This window comes from Solwaraspora sp. WMMD1047, assembly GCF_029626155.1.
In the GTDB taxonomy this organism is placed as follows: domain Bacteria; phylum Actinomycetota; class Actinomycetes; order Mycobacteriales; family Micromonosporaceae; genus WMMD1047.
Window position 1 is genome coordinate 4339848 of sequence record NZ_JARUBL010000001.1, and the last position, 16013, is coordinate 4355860.

Consider the following 16013-nt stretch of genomic DNA (forward strand, 5'->3'; position numbering starts at 1 on the left):
AACACTTGTCCCCTTCCGCGAGTACGTGCTGAAGGTCCATTCCCGCTGCAATCTTGCCTGCGACTACTGCTACATGTACGAACTCGCCGATCGGAGCACGCTTTTCGACCCCGCGGTCATGTCGGATCAGGTTTTCGAACGGACCTGTTCGCGCATCGCGGAACACGTCAAGGCGCACCGGATCGACCGCGTGCGCGTGGTTTTCCACGGTGGCGAGCCGTTGCTGGCCGGGTTGGGGACGCTCACCTCGCGGACCAGGCGGCTGCGGGAACTGCTGCCCGCCCGATCGATCGATGTCGCCATGCAGACGAACGGCGTCCTGCTCACAGAGTCGATGGTGGACCAACTTGCCTCCTGCGGAGTCCGCGTCGGCATCAGTCTCGACGGTGATCGGGTCGCCAACGACCGACATCGGCGACACCGCGACGGACGGACGAGTTTCCCCGCGGTGGACCGTGCGCTTCGACTGCTCGCCAACCGTCCGGAGTCGTTCGCCGGAATCCTCTGCGTGGTGGACGTCGACAACGATCCGGTCCGGACGTACGAGTCCCTGACAGGTTACCATCCGCCGGTCCTGGACTTCCTGTTACCGCACGCGAACTGGGACCAACCGCCGCCCGGCTGGAGCCCCGATTCCACCCGCTACGGGGATTGGCTGGTGCAGGTCTTCGAGCGGTACTACACGGCGCCGGCGCGGCATGGCACGGTCCGCCTCTTCGAGGAAATCATCCGACTGTTGTGCGGCGCCCCCAGCCGCACCGAAACCGTCGGACTGAGCCCGGTCGCCACGATTGTCATAAACGTGGACGGCGCCTACGAGCAGATCGACACCCTCCGATCAGCTTACCCTGGCGCGGTGCGGACGGATCTCAACGTGTTCGCCGATCCGCTGGACGCCGCGATGGCACATCCGGCGATCCGGACCCGCCAGGCCGGGGTCTCCAGCCTCTCGACCCAGTGCGGGAAATGCCCGATACGTCAGGTCTGCGGGGGTGGATACTATCCACACCGGTACCGCGCCGGCTCATTCCTGAATCCATCCATCTACTGCGCGGACCTCGACCGCCTGATCAGGCACATCTCCAGCCGGCTGCAGGTCGATCTTGCCAAGGTGAAGAAAGATTCCCATGTCGACACATCTATTGAGTGATTCCGAATTTGATCAACTCGCGGGCGGCCTGGGCGACGCGGCCCTGATCGCCCGACTCCGCGACGGGCAGATCAGCAAGCGGATGCTCCACCTCCGCCTCCTGCTCGACAGGCTACCCGGCAGCGACCCCTTGCATGATCACTTCGCGCTGCTGGTCGCCGCCGATCGGAAACGTCCGGGCGTCAAGCAGAAGGTCCTCGGACAGCCGCACGTCGGGACCTGGCTCGCCGAGATGGTGCGCCGGGTGCACAACGGGGCGAACGGAGGGCCGCCCAGCCGCGAGGACCTCGACTACCTCGGCTGCGTCGCGGCGGTCGCCGCCTGGCAGGCCGGGCTGGAGTTCCAGCTGAAGCTCGCTCCCGTCGGCCACGGTCTCATGGTGCCGGAGCACGGGCTGGCCATGGTCACGCCGGACACACCCGTCGTCGTCTCCGGCGACGCCGACGCCATCCACATCGATCAGGTGACCATCCCCACCGGGCCGGGTGGCCCCACCAGGCGGTGGCAGGCGATGCGCACGCTCCGGGCCGAGTGCGACGGGCTCGGCATCGCGCTGCGGCTGGACGACCTCGATCCGTTCCGCGACCGGCATCGGCTGGGCGCCTCGTCCCGGCTGCCCGACGGCGTGGTACTGGAGTGGCAACGGGCGCTCACCGACGCCTGGGCCCTGCTCACCAGACACCATCGCCCGTACGCCGAAGCGATCGCCGCCGGACTGACGACGATCGTGCCGCTGGACTCACCGAGCAGCAACGCGGGCAGCAATGTCACCAGCACGGACGCGTTCGGCGCGACGGCGATGACCCGCCCGGCTGACGGCATCGGGTTCGCACTCGGCCTGCTGCACGAGTTCCAACACGCCAAGCTGGGCGCATTGATCGACATTGTCGAGCTGTACGAACGAGACGAAGACGCCATCCACTATGCACCGTGGCGGGACGACCCCCGGCCGGTAGGAGCCGTGCTGCAGGGAATCTACGCCTTCGCCGGCGTAACGGACTTCTGGCGGGTCCAGCGACGAGTGCAGGCCGGCGGTGCCGCGCGGGTGGCGGAAGCGGAGTTCGTGCGCTGGCGCGACCTGGTGTGGAGTACGCACCGCACCCTCGCCGCGACGGGCCGCTTCACCGCGCCGGGTCGGCGTTTCCTCGACGGGCTGCGCGAAGCGCAGCAGCCGTGGCAGTCCGAACCCACCTCGACCGAGGCACGAATGCTGGCCGCCCAGGCGGCAGCGGACCACCGGGTGGGCTGGCGGTTGCGCAACCACCACCCGGATCCGCCCGCCGTCACCCGGTTGGCGGACGACTACCTCGCCGGTCGACAGTGTCCCGCGACAACCCTCGCAGTTCAGGTGCGGCCCCAGCCCGACCGGATGCTCTCGGTCAGCAACCGACTGGACCTGACCCGCCTGCGGCTCACCGACCCGGATCGCTTCGCGGCGCTGGCGCAGACAGCAGGAGCGGAGGTGTCCGCCGGAGATCTCGCGCTGGCGGCGACCGACTACGCCGCCGCGCGCGTCGCGTACCAGGATCGGATCGTCTCCGATCCCGACGATCTCGACGCCTGGATCGGCCTGACCCTGGCCTTCGACCGGGACCCGGCCAGTCCGGTGAAACTCGCCGCACCCGAGATCTGCCTGGCCACGTACCGAGAGTTGCGCGGCCGTGGTCGCGGCTGCGACCCGGTGGAGCTGGCCGGTTGGCTGGCGCCCGCCGCGGTCACGTCGGTGGTGGCTCCAGGTCGCAGTTGAGCCGGTTCTCCTCGGTGAGGGCTATCGTGTTGGGGTGGTCGTCGCCGAGGACCCGGCGGAATATCGGCAACACGGATCGCCGTAGCTCCTGTGCGCCGGCCCGGTCACCGACCGCCGTCCGGCTGGTCGCGAGGTTGTTCGCGGCGGCCAACGTGTCGGGGTGGTCCGGGCCGAGCAACCGGCGGATGCGCTCGTACTCCTGCTCGTCGGTCTGCCGGGCCGCCTCGAAGTCGCCCCGGTCGTACAGGCAGTTGCTCAGATTGATGGTCGCCGCAAGGGTGTAGGGGTGGTCGGCGCCGGCGACCGCCGCGAACCGGTCGACCATCTTCTGGTTCAGTTGGTAACCCTCCTCCGCCCGGCCGACCTTGCGCAGGAAGATGGCCACGTTACTGCCGTAGGCGAGCGTGAAAAGGTGATCCTCACCCATGTTCTGCCGCCACCATTCGTACACCGGCGCGGCCCGGCGTAGCGCCGCCTCGTCCTGGCCGAGCGCCGACTCGTCGCAGGCGAGGTTCATGGCGCAGGCCTGGACATCGGGGTGGTCCGGCCCCTGGAACACCCGTTGGGTGCGCACCAGCGTGTCCATGCTCATCTCCTGCGACCTGTCGAACTCACCGATCTTCCGAAGCGTGACCGCGTAGTTCTTCATCGCCCGTAGGGTTTCCGGATGGTCCGCGCCGAGCACCTCCCGATGCGCCTCCACGGTTGCCTCGAGGACCCGCCGTGACTCCCGCAGGTCTCCGGTGTCCCGCAGGTCACGTCCGTAGTTCCCCGCGCTGTAGAGGGTGTTGGGGTGCCGCTCGCCCAGTGCCGCGCGCCGCCGGTTGAGGGTGTCCTCGTCGAGTTGCAGCGCCCGGCGCAGGTCGCCGACGAGCCGCAGCGAGACCGCCAAATTGTGCGCCGCGTTGAGGGCCAGGGCGTTGTACTCGCCGAAGACGTCCCTGGCGATCGGTTCGGTCTGCTCGTCCAGGTCGCGGGCCTCGGTGAAGCGCCCCAACGCGCGGAGGTCGCCGGCGAGGCTGCTGGCCACCATGAGCGTGTACGGATGTTCCGCGCCCAGCGCGCTCTGCAACCGTTCGTGCACGTCACGATCGATCTCGTACGCCGCCGAGTACCGGGCCCGCAACCGCAGGGCGTTCGCCAGGTGAAACCGCATCAGCAGGGTCTGCGGATCGTTCTTCCCGGAATGGCGCTGCCACCGGTCGATCGCCTCGGTCGCGAGCTCCTCGCAGGTGGTGTAGTCGACGCGCTTCCAGAGATATCGCGCCATGTCGAGCAGCAGCTGTCGAACCTCCGGCTGCTCCGACGTCACCGTCTTCGCCGGAATGATGTGTGGCCAGAGCTCCGCGTAGCGCGGCCAGTTCTCGGGCCGGTCCGGGTCCTTCGGGTTCCGCTCGGCCAGGATGGCGTGCACGTGCTCCCGATTGCGGTTCGCCTCCTCAGTCGGCAGCGAAACCCGGATCACGGCCTGCACCAACGGATGCAGCTGGACGCTCGGCGCGCCGGAATCGTCCGCCGAACGACCCGGCGCGGGCTGGGCGGACGACCGGCTGGCCTCGATCCGGGCCAGCGCGTACCGGCCGATCTCCCGGATGGCCCGCTGCACCAGCAGCGGATCGCGGAGCGTGGAATCGTACGGCACCAGGATCGACGCAAATCGCTCGCTGGTCACCAGCGGCATCGGGATCGGTTCGGCCGCGAAGAAGGCGCACACCTCCAGCAGCTTGGCGGCCGCCGGGTTGCGCTCCCGGAGGCTGCCCAGGGAGACCAGCCATGGCTGAGCCCCGGTCTCCTGATAGTCCGGAGGTAGCTCCTCCGACAGCATCTGCGGCAGTTGCCGGTCGAGCCGCTCAAGGTAGGTCTCGACCTGATCCCCCGTCGTCGCCAGCCACGCACCGGCCTGCTCGACGGCCAACGGAAGATCGCCGAGCCGCTCCGCGATAACCGACGCCTCGGCCTCGGTGAGGCGCATCGCCCGGCGGCGCAGGAACGCGATGCTCTCGGCGCGGCTGAAGACGCCCACCTCGACCGTCATGGCCTGACCCGGCCATGCCTGGTTGCGGGTGGTCAACAGGGTGTGGCCGGGACCCTGGGGAATCAGATCACGCAGCTCGGCCGGCTCCTCGGCGTTGTCGTAGATCAGGAGCCACCGCCGGAACGGCTGGCCACGACGCAACGACGCGAGTGCTTCCTGGACCCGTTCGGAGACGCTCGTGCCGGCCGCCACCCCCAGCTGGTCGGCCAGCTCGGCGAGGGAGCCCCGGACAACGCTCAGTTGCCGGGCCGACACCCACCAGACCACGTCGTAGTCGGCCCGGAACCGGTGGGCGTACTCCAGCGCGGTCTGGGTCTTGCCCACGCCGCCGAGGCCGTGCAGGGCCTGTGGCGCCACCACGGTGTCCGCGGCGGAGAGTCGGTCGCGGATGTCCTCGAGCAACGCCCGGCGACCGGTGAAGGTCACGTTGCGTGGTGGCACGTTCCAGATGGGTGGCTCAGCGTTGGGGAATCGCTTCCGGGCCAGCGTTCCTGAACCGGCGGAGCCGGTCTCCCGACCGGGCAGATCCGGACGTTCGAAGGCGGCGAGAAGCTGTTCCCGCGCCCGCTCCTCGCTCAGACCGGCGAGTTCGAGCGGTTCGCGGCCGGTGAACAGCAACGGCAGCCGGGCACTGTCCAGCCGGATCGGCACCAGATACTGGTGGCTGCCGGTGGGCTCCCGGTCGATCGTCTGCTTCCACAACTCCGCGGCGTTCGGGGACTGGACATAGTCCTGGGAGAGCAGGGCGACGACCTGGCTGGTTTCGGATTCACCGAGCGTGTCGACGCCGGCGGTCGGTGAGGAGAAATCCACCTCGCGCAGGTTCACCCGCAGGCCGGTGTCGGACAACTCCCCACCGATCCACTCCGCCCACATCCGATCCACCGCCGCGTAGCTGATCAGCAGGTCCACACCGGTTCCGGGGCGGGTCCGCTCGAATGCCGGCAGCCAGCGCCGACGCCGCCGCTCGTCCATCGCCACCAGGTTCTCCACCGCGCCCCCGCTGACCTCGCGGGTGAGACGCTCGTAGGCGGCCAGCAGCGTCCCCTCCTGGCGCGGTCGGTCCCCGAACGGCGCGAGGATCTCCTCATAGGCGTAGAACGGCTTGTAGGGAATCTCGATGTCCCCCCAGTAACGATCGAACTGCTCGGCGCTCATCCGCGGCAGGAAGGGGGCGAAGCTCCGCCGGGCATGGTCACGGCCCGCCTCGAGCTTGCCCTGCTCCGCGTCCTCGACCCGCATCGGCACCGGCAGGAGTCGGACGGATTGCTCGCGCTGCCGGACGATCGACCGGGCGACCGCCACCGCTCCGTCCATGCTCTGGTCGTTCATGGTGAACGACGCGACGACGGTGTCCGGTAGGCGGATCGTGCAGATGCCGGTGCCGTCGCCGACGCCGGTGCGGCTGTCGACCAGGACGTAGTCATAGTTCTCACGCATGTTCGACGCGAGCGCCTCCAGGAAGGCGTTGCCACCCAGCCGCTCGAAGAACGCGGTCCAGTCGAAGGTGCCGACCGCGGTGGTGTAGGTGGAGTCTTGCCGGCCGGCGGGAAGCAGGTCCAGGTATCCGGCCGGGCGCCGGTGGGACTGTCCGGTCTCGTCCGCCTCGGCCGGCGGTGGATCGAACTCCCAGTCCAGCGACACTGCGTAGCGCAGAACGTCGGTGTAGGTGGATATCCAGTCCGGGTCCTCACCCTCCGACAACGGCTGCAGCATCGCGTCGGCGTAGTCCCGGACCATGTCGATGACACCGCGCGAGGTACGCAGATTCTTGTCCAGCAGGAACGGCTTGAAGTACCGGTGCAGACCAGGTGATTCGAGGTCCCAGTCGACCGCGAGGACCCGGTGCCCCGCGCTGGCGAGGATCCAGGCGACGTTGGCCAGCGCCATCGTCCGCCCGGCACCGCCCTTGTACGAGTAGAACGTGATGATATTGCCGGGCGGCCGCTGGCCCGACCCCGGTGGGGTACTGCTCGCAGTCGTCACTGAGCCCCTCCTGTCAGCCGGGATCCATCCAGGGTCCGTCCACCCGGGCCTGTTGGTTGCTGGTGTGCCGGTCCGGCCTTCGTCGCACCGTGCCGACGCTGTGTACGCGGTTCCGGGCCGCTTCCAGGACCTCGGGTAGCGTCTCGCCGAAGGCCACGTGTGAGGTGATCGGAGAGCGGTACAGCTCGTCGTCGTTCGCGAGTCGCCCGAATATCTCCCGGCAGGCCATCGACAGGTCCGGCCAGTTGCGCCGGGTCTCCAGGTCGTCCCGGCTCTTCGGGATCAGGACGGCCGTGATCGGTGCCTTGTCGCGGTCGGTGCTGGCGAGCACCTGCTGGGCGTCGGCGACCTTGCTGACCCAGGCGTCCACCAGCAGCAGGATTATCTGATTGTCGCGGTGCGCCTGGACCGCCCGGGCGGACAGCTCGCTCAGGTCGGCCAGCCGGAAGTCCAGGCTGTGGTTCTCGGCGATGGCGCAGGCGTACTCGACGAGCGGGCTGAGCAGTGGCGGGCGGTAGGGCGCCCAGTCGAGCCCCTGATCACCGTAGACGTCGAGTTCCTGGCGAACCGCACGCATGTCCGACCGCGGAAGGGCCGCGACAATGATGTGCGTCAGGAATGGCTTGTCAGGTTGGTCGGATTCCGCCAACTGGGCGACATTGCGGTGAAACGCGCTCGGCAGCGCGCCGAAGTTGTCGACCAGGTTGCCCTCCGCGAGCCGGTGCGATTCGACGCTCGCCACAATCTGAGTCGCCAGCTCGAAGGTGAAGGACCTGTAGTCGTCTCGATGTCGGTGTAGGCGCATCAGCTGACGGATGCCCAGTCGCTGGTAGGTTTCGCCGAGTGCGTCGGAGTAGTATTGAATGTTTTCCGCGGCCCGGTGCATCTTCGACGGTGGCGTCGGTACCCACATCAGGGGTTTCAGAAGAGAGGAGTCGACCCCGGCCACCGACTCGTACCGTGCGGTCCGGTCGGCGAAAGCGTGCCACTCCCGACCGCAGGCCCGGCTCTGGAAATAGCGTGGGGTCATCAGAGCGAGGAAGGACCGGCAGGTGGCCAGCGCCTCGGACAACTGTCGGGGCCAGCGTTCACCCACCTGGATCGTTCGATCGAGAAAGCCGACGATCTCGTGGCGGGGTAGGCCCGCCAACAGCCGCACCTCGGTACTGAGATCCTCGAAGAAGCGCTGAACCAGTTCATCCTCGTCACCTCGGGCATAACTGAGGAAGAAGTAGTGCACGTGACCTCCGAGTTGGCGACCCGCGGCCTGGCCCGTCTGGGACGATGTGATCTTGTCAGTAGGGGTGATCCTCCACGTCGAGGCCGTTGCCGAAGAGTATAGACCCCTATTGCGCAACGTAAAGCTGGCGAGTTCGCGATGCCGGTTGCCAAAAGCGTTGACGGTTGACCGGCAGACTCGACTGCCGTTTACCAACGATCGGTATTGACAGCGGCCCGGCCGGCGTGCAACTCACCGCCGCGACCGGGCCGCCGAATGCCAGGCGGTCAGGGTAAGCAGGACCAACTCCTGACCGCGCCGCTCAGAAGACCTCAGCGCAGCGGCAGTTCGTCGAAGAGCACGGCGTCGGTACCGGGCTGGCGGGTGTCGTACCGGTAGGAACGCACCACCCCGGCGGCCGAGTCGAGCACCGAGAAGACCGTGATGTCGTTACTGGCGACATACGGCAGCGGCCGGCCCGCGGCGTCGGTGAGCGGCGCCACCGTCGGCACGATCGGCGTCAGCCCGCCCGGGTCGCCCTGCAGGACGTGGTCCGGGTCCGCGGGCAGGTTGCGCGACGCGCCGGAGGAGACGTCGTACGCCCCGTAGCTGTTGCCGACGTTGGAGGTCTCCAACCAGTTGACCCCGCGGTCGTTGCGGAACCGGTTCCACAGGTGCGAATGTCCGTTGTGGACCAGATGCACCCCGGCGGCGGAGAAGAGCGGCTCCAGGTCGCGCAGGATGTAATCGTCGGCGAGCGGGTAGTCGTAGGTGACGGCGGTGACCGCGCCGGCCGCGTCGCGGTGGATGGTCTGCACCGGGTCGGTGAACGGCGGCGCCGAGTTGTCGCCCAGCCCGTGCCCCGGGTGGTGGTACATCACCACCCGGTAGCGCGCCCGCCGGGCGGCCGGGCTGGCCAGTTCCCGCTCCAGCCAGGCGTACTGCGCCGAGCCGCGCTTGATCGGCTCGAAGATGTGCTGCCCGTACCCCCAGTTCTCCGGCCGGGCCAGGTCCGCCGGCGCCTCCTGGAACTTGCCCCGCACGCCGGACGCGGGTGACCGCCAGATCTGGGTGACGAAGAGCGAGACCAGGAAGACGTCGCCAACGCTGCGCGACCACCAGCGCGGGCCGCCGGCGCCGCTGCGCGGATAGGGAAAGATCTCCTCGTACGTGGTGACGTCCCAGGACCGCTCGGCCAGCCAGGCGGCCCGGTCCTCGCCGGCCGGCCGGTCCCGCCGCCACAGCTCCTCGGCCACCGCGCGCGGCTGCGGATCGTTGAACTGGCTGTCCAGCCCGGCGGTGTCCGACCAGCGCCCCATCACCTCGTGGTTGCCGATCGCCGGGAAGATCGGCGCGTGCTGCACCAGCGGCGCGCCCCGGTAGGTCCGCCCGGCCAGCGCCTTCTCGGCCCGGCCGGTCAGCCCGGCGAAGAACGCCAGGCCGGTGGCGCTGTCGAACCACTCGCTGGCCCGGTCCGGCACGTTCACCAGGTCACCGGCGACCAGCACGCCGTCGAGCTCGACGCCGACCGTCGCGGCGACCTGCTCCAGGTTCGCCGGGGTCATGTTCTTGAGCTGGTGGTCGCTGGTCAGCAGCAGCTGCACCGGCTTGTTGCGGGCCACCGCCGGGGCCAGGCGGTACGCCGCGGTCACCGTGGCCCGCCGCCGGTGGTCCACCGACACCACCCGGTACGGCGTCCGGCCCGCCGCAAGCCGGTCGACGTCGGCCAGGTGCCGGTAGACGTGCCGGTCCAGCACCGCGCTGTACGAGCGGCCCGGCACCGCCGAGGCGGCGTCCTCCCGGGTGCGGGTCAGCCGGGTCGTCGCGGCGGTCACCCGCCGCCAGCCGGGACCGGAGCGGCGGTCGCCGGTCGCCGCCTCGATCGCGTCCGGTTCGGACATCCCGGCCACCGCCCGGCCGACCAGCACCACCTGGTGGGTGCCGTGCTCCTCGGTGTGCCACACCACGTAGACCGCGTCGGCGCGGGGGTCGAGCAGGTACGGCTCGCAGAGCAGCCGCCGGCCACCGGGCCGGACCTGGCCGTGGTCGTCGCGGTCACCGGCGGCCGGCGCGGCCGCGGCGGGTCCGCCACCGACCGGGCCGCCGGTCACCGCACCGGCCGTGATCGCGGCACCGCCGACCACCACCCCACCGAGAATCGCCCGCCGGGTCACCGGCGCCGCCGGTCCACTGTCGTCCTGACCGGCGGCCAGGGAAATGTCAGCATGTTGGAAGTTGGTCATGCCGGGAGCCAACCAGCGCACTGACACGCCCCGGCCAACAGCTCGTGAACAGCGCCGGAGCCGAGGTGAACGGTCAGCCGATGTCGGCCAGCCTGGGCACCACCCGTTCGGCGAGCTGCTCGGCGAACTCGACCGGATGCCCGGTCGGCATGGTCTGCACCTCGGTCACGCCGAGCGCGGCGTACTCGCGTACCTCGGCGACGAACGCGTCCACGTCCGGCAGCGGCGCCCGGGTCACCAGCACGGTCTTGGTGATCTCGTCGTAGTCGCGCCCCTCGGCCTCGCAGTGCCGGCGCAGCACGTCGAGTTTGCCGGCCACGTCGGCCGCGCTGCTGCCGAAGACGTTGCAGGCGTCGGCGTACCGGGCGACCAGCAGCAGGGTCTTCTTCTCTCCCCCGCCGCCGATCATGATCGGCGGGTACGGCCGGCTCAGCGGCGCCGGCACGCAGAGCGTCTCGGTCAACTGGTAGTGCCGTCCCTGGTACGAGCCGTTGTCGTCGCTCCACATCTGCTTGCAGATCTGCAGCGTCTCCTCCAGCCGTTCGAACCGTTCGGCGACCGGCACCACCGGCACGCCCAGGCCGCGCTGCTCGCGCTCGTACCAGGAGGCACCGATGCCCAGCCGGGCCCGGCCGCCGGAGAGCACGTCAAGCGTCGTCACCGTCTTGGCCAGCAGCCCCGGGTAGCGGTACATCACGCCGGTCACCAGCAGGCCGAGCGTCATCCGCTCGGTCGCGGCGGCCAGGAAGCCCAGCGTCGTGTAGCCCTCCAGCATCGGCTCCTCGGCCGTCGCCATGCCCTCCATCTGGAAGAAGTGGTCCATCACCGTGAACGACGCCACCCCCGCCTGGTCGGCGATCCGCGCGGTCCGCGCCAGCGTCGGCGCGAGTTCGGTCGGGTCGGCCGGGGTGGAGAAGTTCCAGTAGTGCAGTCCGAGTCTCATCGTGACCCTTCGCAAGAGGTCCGCGCCCCGATCGGGGCCTCCATCGCCAGCCTATGCCCGCCGCCGGGGAGGATGCGGTGGTGAGCGTGACAGAGCAGGTCGTACGCCGAACGAATCTTCCGGTGGCCGGGTCGTGGGAGGCGCTCGTTCTCGACGTCGAGCGGCCCGGCCCCGCCGCCCTGCGGGTGGAGGTGGCCGGCCGCGGGCGGCTGCTGCTGCGGCAGGGCGACAGTGTGGCGCTGCTGGCCGTCCTCGACGACGACCGGGCCGGGGTCGACTACCTGGCCACCGGCCGGTTCCGGTCGCCGGTGCCGCCGGTCCGCGCCGCCCGCGCGGCGGCGCTCGCCCGCCAGCGCGAGGACCACTCCTGGTACGCCGGCTGGGCGCACCACTTCGCCACCGCGCTGGCCGAGGTTGGCAGCGGCCCGCTGCACGCCGGCCGCTGGGTGATCAGCGCGGAGGTGCCCCGGCTCCGGTCGGCGTCCTGGGCGGAGCTGCTGCTGCCCCACGGTCCCGGCCGCATCGACTGGTTCACCGACAACGGCGCCTGGCAGGTCCTGCCGCTGCGCCGGCTGGCCGACCCGGGCGACGGGCGGGTCAGGGCGTACCGGAAGCAGAGCCGGGACGGCTCGCTTCCACCGGTGCTGCTGTGGTGGATCAGCGGCCTGGACAGCTATCTCGTCCTGGACGGCCACGACCGGCTGGTCGCGGCGCTGGCCGAGCGGCGACCTCCGCCGCTGCTGGGGCTCTCGCTGGTCCGCCGCGAGCAGGCGGCCGACGAGGCCGCGGCGGTGGTCGTCCGGCACGCCGCCGCCGTGGCCGCTCTGGCACGGGCGGTGGACGCGGGAACACCGGGCGCGTCGGTGGCGCTCGCCGCGGTCAACCGCCGGGTCGCCCGCGACCTGAGCGCCGTCGAGACCGGGTACGGCCCGACCCGCGCCTGGCCGCTGCCCGGCGGCTCGGCGGCATGGACCGGCCTGGTGCGTACCCTCGCTCCGGGCTGGCCCGCGACGGCGCCGGAGCCGACCGGGGGTTCGGCGCGGTGGCGCGGATGACGGCAACCGGCCCAGGACAGGTGACGTCCTGGGCCGGTTGTTGGTGCCGCCGTGGGGTGGTGCCGATCAGACGATGTTGATGTCGCTGCACCACATGTAGGTCTGGTCGGCGTGCGAGGCCTTCCAGATCACGAACAGAATGTGGTTCCCGCTACGTCCCGAGGTCGAGACGTTGAACGAGATGTTCTGCGCCGGCGCGTAGCGGCCGGTCGTCGTGATCAGGTCGAGGTTGCCCCACCCGAGCCGCTGGGTGCTCGGGTTGAACCCCTGCTTGGTGACGTAGACCCGGAAGAAGTCCGCACCGTGGCTGGCCTGGTCGTACAGCTGGACCGTGAAGCTACGGCCGACGGTGGTCGACTTCCACGCGCCGGGCTGGTTCAGCGTGTCGTTGCGGGACAGGCCGTTGCTGCAGAGCTGGCCGTCCGGGGTGCGGGCCTGGTACTGGCCGGCGAGGCCGTCGCGCAGCGCGCTCATCCAGTTCCACATGGTGTCGGGGTTGGCCTGGAACGCCCGGTAGCACATGGGGTCCTGCTGCTGCATGGCCGGGTTCATGTGCTGGCTGCCCCAGGTCTTCCAGCACTGGTAGGCGCGGGTGGCCGGGTTGATGATGGTGCCGTGAGCCTGGGCCGCACCGGCCCAGGGCAGCATGCCGACCATCACCGCGAGCGCCAGGCCGACTGCCTGGAGCGGTCTGCGGACGGCTGGCCGTGATCGGCCACCGGATCGATCGAACCTGTGTGGACGCACTGTTCATCCTCCGTTCCTCGGCACAAGGAGATCAGTTTGGATCGCTTCCAGTAACTGTTACATCGGGATTCGTCGATGTCAACTCTGGTCCGCTTTGGCCCTGGTTTGAAGCAGGCTGACCGAGATCACCGGCTCGTCCGACTCCCACGCAAAGCCGCTGCTCAGACCCCCGCCGCGGCGTCGTAGCGGCGGCGCAGGTCGGCCATCTCGGCGTCGGTGAGCGCCTCCTTGAGCGCCAACTCCTCGTACTTGTCCGGAAACATCTCCCGCAGCCGGTCGACGAACATGACGCCTTCGGTCGCCTCGACCACCTCAATGCCCGGCGGATCGGCCGTCATGTCCATGATCACCGGGCCGGCCAGCTTGACCGCCACGTCCCAGGGGTAGTCCCGCTCGGCGACCCCGCACAGGTGGAAGCCGTAGACCGTCTGCACGTCGGTGAGCGCGGTGACCTCGGCCGGCTCGTAGCCGTAGACGCGGACCCCGCAGATCACCGCCGGCTTCTCCCCGTCGGCGGCCACCTGCTCGACAGCCTGTCCGGCGTGGTGATGCTCCCCCGGGTCGGCCTGCTCCAGAGTGGTACGCATCCGGGCCAGAATCTGCTCCTGCAGGTCCGCCGGCTCCGCCGCCTCCGAGCCCGATCGGGTGACGAGGACGGCCGCCCCCGCCGAAGCCGCCAGCAGAACCACCGCAACCCACACAAACCGGTTGCGGTACCACCGCGCGAAACTCTCTCGGTAACCCATGATTGCCTCTCACCTCGTCGCCGGCTCTGGTGCCGTGGCAGACCACACCGGAAAGATCAGATCGGAGGCCTCCGGCCGGCAGGCGCGGAGCGCGCCGGCCGTCGCGAGGACACCGCTCGGATTTGGGTTGCGGGCGAGAACCAGCCCGGAGAAGTCCGCCCACCGTCGTGGAGCTGGCCCGGCGGTCCGGCCGATGCGGCGCGCAGGCGTCTACCCAGAGTCGGCGCGCTGCCGGCACAACCAATGCTCCCGTACGGGCCGTCTCAGCGCGGTTGCCCCCGCACTACGGCGATATGAGCCCATTCCAGCACGGTTGAAGCGTTCCGGCAACATAGACCGGCATCAGTGTAGATGATCCCTGGTCGGGCACCGACCGCAGCGAAAGATCAGGGCTTGAGGAAGATGGCCGTGTCCCAGACCCCGTTGCTGGTCCAGATGCGTCGCCAACCCGCGAGCGCCTCGGCGACCTCCGACCACACCGGACCGGCCGGCCCCTGCGCCGGCCCCCGGGCCGCCGGAGAGCGGGAGTCCGAGGGGAGGTACCGGTCGACGTTGTCGATGATCAGCAACCCGCCCGGACGGAGCTTGCCGAGGGCGAGCCGCGCGCAGGCGTCGCGGTAGGTCCCGTCGACGAGCACGAAGTCGAGACTGCCGTCGGCAAAGCGCGCGATCGTACGTGCGTACTCGCTTTCGGCGCCGCGATCGGCGGGAACGTCCAGCGGCGCGAACAGGTAGTCCACGTTGTGGACGCCACGATCTTTCAGCCGATAGGCGACCGCGCTGTACCACTCCTCGTCATGTTCCACACTTGTCAGGTGTCGGACCCGGTCGGCCAACCACAGGGTGCTGCGCCCGGAACCGAACTCCACGCCGTGATCGGCCGGGCGGAGCATGGTGGTCAGCAGTTGGGTTGCCTGTGGCGTCAGCCAGGGCGCGTCGGGATGGCGCCGGGTGTAGCGCAGTTCACGCAGGCGGTCGACGACGTAACGAGGTTTCCAGTGGCGGACGGTTCGCATTCTGTTCCTTGATCATCGGTAGGCTGGCAGCACGGCGAACATGTCCCGCGAGCTGGCGCCCGCCGGGTCCGCGTCGTGGAGCACGCCCTGCTGGTCCGGACGGACGAACTGGTAGCCGTACTTGGCGAGAATGGCGGCGACCGGCCCTCGGTCCTCCCCCAGCAGGTGCGAACTCCTCGCGTTCCATTCAAGTTGCAGGACGCCGATCCGCTGCTCCTCGAGTGCCCGGCGGCCCCCTTCGAGCACCAGCCGCTCGGCACCTTCGACGTCGATCTTCACGCCCGCCGCGAACCGGTTGCCGAGCACGTTGTCCAGGGTGTCGACCTCGATCGTCTCGCCCACCGCGTCGGGACCGAGCAGCAGGTGATTCATGCTGTCCGCTCCCCTGCTCAGGGTCATGCGTCCCCGCTGGGCCGCGAGACCGCACTGCCGGACCGTGATGGGAAAGTCGTTGAGACCGACGTTGTCGCGGAGCCGCCGCGCGGCGTCCGGGGAGGGCTCGATCGCGATGACCTCGGCCCCGAGGTCGCCGGCCCACAGCGCGTAGTAGCCGACATTGCTGCCGACATCGACGAACAGGTCGCCCGGCCTGAGGATGCGGCGCCACGCGCGCATCTCCTCCCAGTCCGGCGGGTTGGCGTACACCACCTTTGATGCGGACGCGCAGTGCAGCTCGACCCACATCCGGCCGCGGTCGCCCACCCGGGTCAGCGTCGGCAGGCCGATGCGTCCCCGGACCTGAAAGCGCACCGCCCGCATGATGCTGCTCAGTTGCCGGCCACGGTTGGCCGGGTGTGACCAGGTGTAGGTCAACACCTGCCGGCTGTGCCGGACAGCGGTGGCGCCAGGCCAGGTCATTCGGTTCTCCTGTCGGTAACGAAGAGAGTCAGCATCAGAACTACACCGGACCGGGACGGTTTGGACGGACGTGGTGTCCGCCATGAAATCGCTCCAAACCCATCGCCAGCGTAAGGGATGCTTCCGCACAGGAAGGTTGATATCGCCAATGAGGCGTCGACGATCAACGCGAATGTCCGTCCCCCGGGGCGTCGCCCCGTCCTCCGGACGGCGGGCATCGCCGCCGGCACAGATCGCTCCATCAGGTCCGGGCAACCCCGGTCACTGG

General features: G+C 69.6%; 11 protein-coding genes. 3 read left to right on the top strand and 8 right to left on the bottom strand.

What is annotated here, in order from left to right; translation table 11 throughout:
- The first annotated feature begins 25 nt into the window (after positions 1 to 25).
- Both O7627_RS19690 and O7627_RS19695 read left to right on the top strand, forming a co-directional pair.
- On the top strand, positions 26 to 1150 hold the full coding sequence (locus tag O7627_RS19690; RefSeq protein WP_278094989.1) for an FxsB family cyclophane-forming radical SAM/SPASM peptide maturase: 1125 nt from the start codon (positions 26 to 28) through the stop codon (positions 1148 to 1150).
- A complete protein-coding gene (locus O7627_RS19695; RefSeq protein ID WP_278094990.1) occupies positions 1143 to 2897 on the top strand; it encodes an HEXXH motif domain-containing protein in 1755 nt (584 codons plus the stop codon). The genes O7627_RS19690 and O7627_RS19695 overlap by 8 nt, the downstream gene beginning before the upstream one ends.
- Here O7627_RS19695 and fxsT read toward each other — a convergent pair.
- From fxsT to O7627_RS19715, 4 genes are all read right to left on the bottom strand, one after another.
- Positions 2866 to 6918, bottom strand: coding sequence for an FxSxx-COOH system tetratricopeptide repeat protein (gene fxsT / locus O7627_RS19700; RefSeq protein ID WP_278094991.1), 4053 nt, complete (start codon positions 6916 to 6918; stop codon positions 2866 to 2868). The genes O7627_RS19695 and fxsT overlap by 32 nt on opposite strands.
- Before the next feature lie 13 nt (positions 6919 to 6931).
- The gene (locus tag O7627_RS19705) at positions 6932 to 8353 is read right to left on the bottom strand and encodes a TIR-like protein FxsC (RefSeq protein WP_278094992.1); all 1422 of its coding nucleotides are present in this window, start codon (positions 8351 to 8353) and stop codon (positions 6932 to 6934) included.
- A 116-nt stretch (positions 8354 to 8469) separates the two neighbouring features.
- The gene (locus tag O7627_RS19710) at positions 8470 to 10380 is read right to left on the bottom strand and encodes a metallophosphoesterase (RefSeq protein ID WP_278094993.1); all 1911 of its coding nucleotides are present in this window, start codon (positions 10378 to 10380) and stop codon (positions 8470 to 8472) included.
- A gap of 73 nt (positions 10381 to 10453) precedes the next feature.
- Positions 10454 to 11323, bottom strand: coding sequence for an LLM class F420-dependent oxidoreductase (locus O7627_RS19715; RefSeq protein WP_278094994.1), 870 nt, complete (start codon positions 11321 to 11323; stop codon positions 10454 to 10456).
- Positions 11324 to 11403: 80 nt separating this feature from the next.
- Between O7627_RS19715 and O7627_RS19720 the strand changes: the two genes are divergently transcribed.
- A complete protein-coding gene (locus O7627_RS19720; RefSeq protein WP_278094995.1) occupies positions 11404 to 12378 on the top strand; it encodes a hypothetical protein in 975 nt (324 codons plus the stop codon).
- 66 nt (positions 12379 to 12444) lie between these two features.
- Here the strand turns inward: O7627_RS19720 and O7627_RS19725 are convergent, their stop codons facing one another.
- The 4 genes from O7627_RS19725 to O7627_RS19740 all read right to left on the bottom strand — a co-directional run bounded on the left by O7627_RS19725 (position 12445) and on the right by O7627_RS19740 (position 15745).
- Complete coding sequence (locus O7627_RS19725) at positions 12445 to 13035, bottom strand: lytic polysaccharide monooxygenase (protein ID WP_278094996.1); 591 nt, start codon at positions 13033 to 13035, stop codon at positions 12445 to 12447.
- A gap of 251 nt (positions 13036 to 13286) precedes the next feature.
- Positions 13287 to 13871 carry a hypothetical protein gene (locus O7627_RS19730; protein ID WP_278094997.1) on the bottom strand — a complete coding sequence of 195 codons (585 nt, stop codon included), beginning with the start codon at positions 13869 to 13871 and terminating at the stop codon, positions 13287 to 13289.
- 386 nt (positions 13872 to 14257) lie between these two features.
- Entirely contained in the window at positions 14258 to 14887 is a 630-nt protein-coding gene (locus O7627_RS19735) for a class I SAM-dependent methyltransferase (RefSeq protein WP_278094998.1), read from the bottom strand.
- 12 nt (positions 14888 to 14899) lie between these two features.
- Positions 14900 to 15745 carry an FkbM family methyltransferase gene (locus tag O7627_RS19740; RefSeq protein ID WP_278094999.1) on the bottom strand — a complete coding sequence of 282 codons (846 nt, stop codon included), beginning with the start codon at positions 15743 to 15745 and terminating at the stop codon, positions 14900 to 14902.
- Between the last annotated feature and the right edge of the window lie 268 nt (positions 15746 to 16013).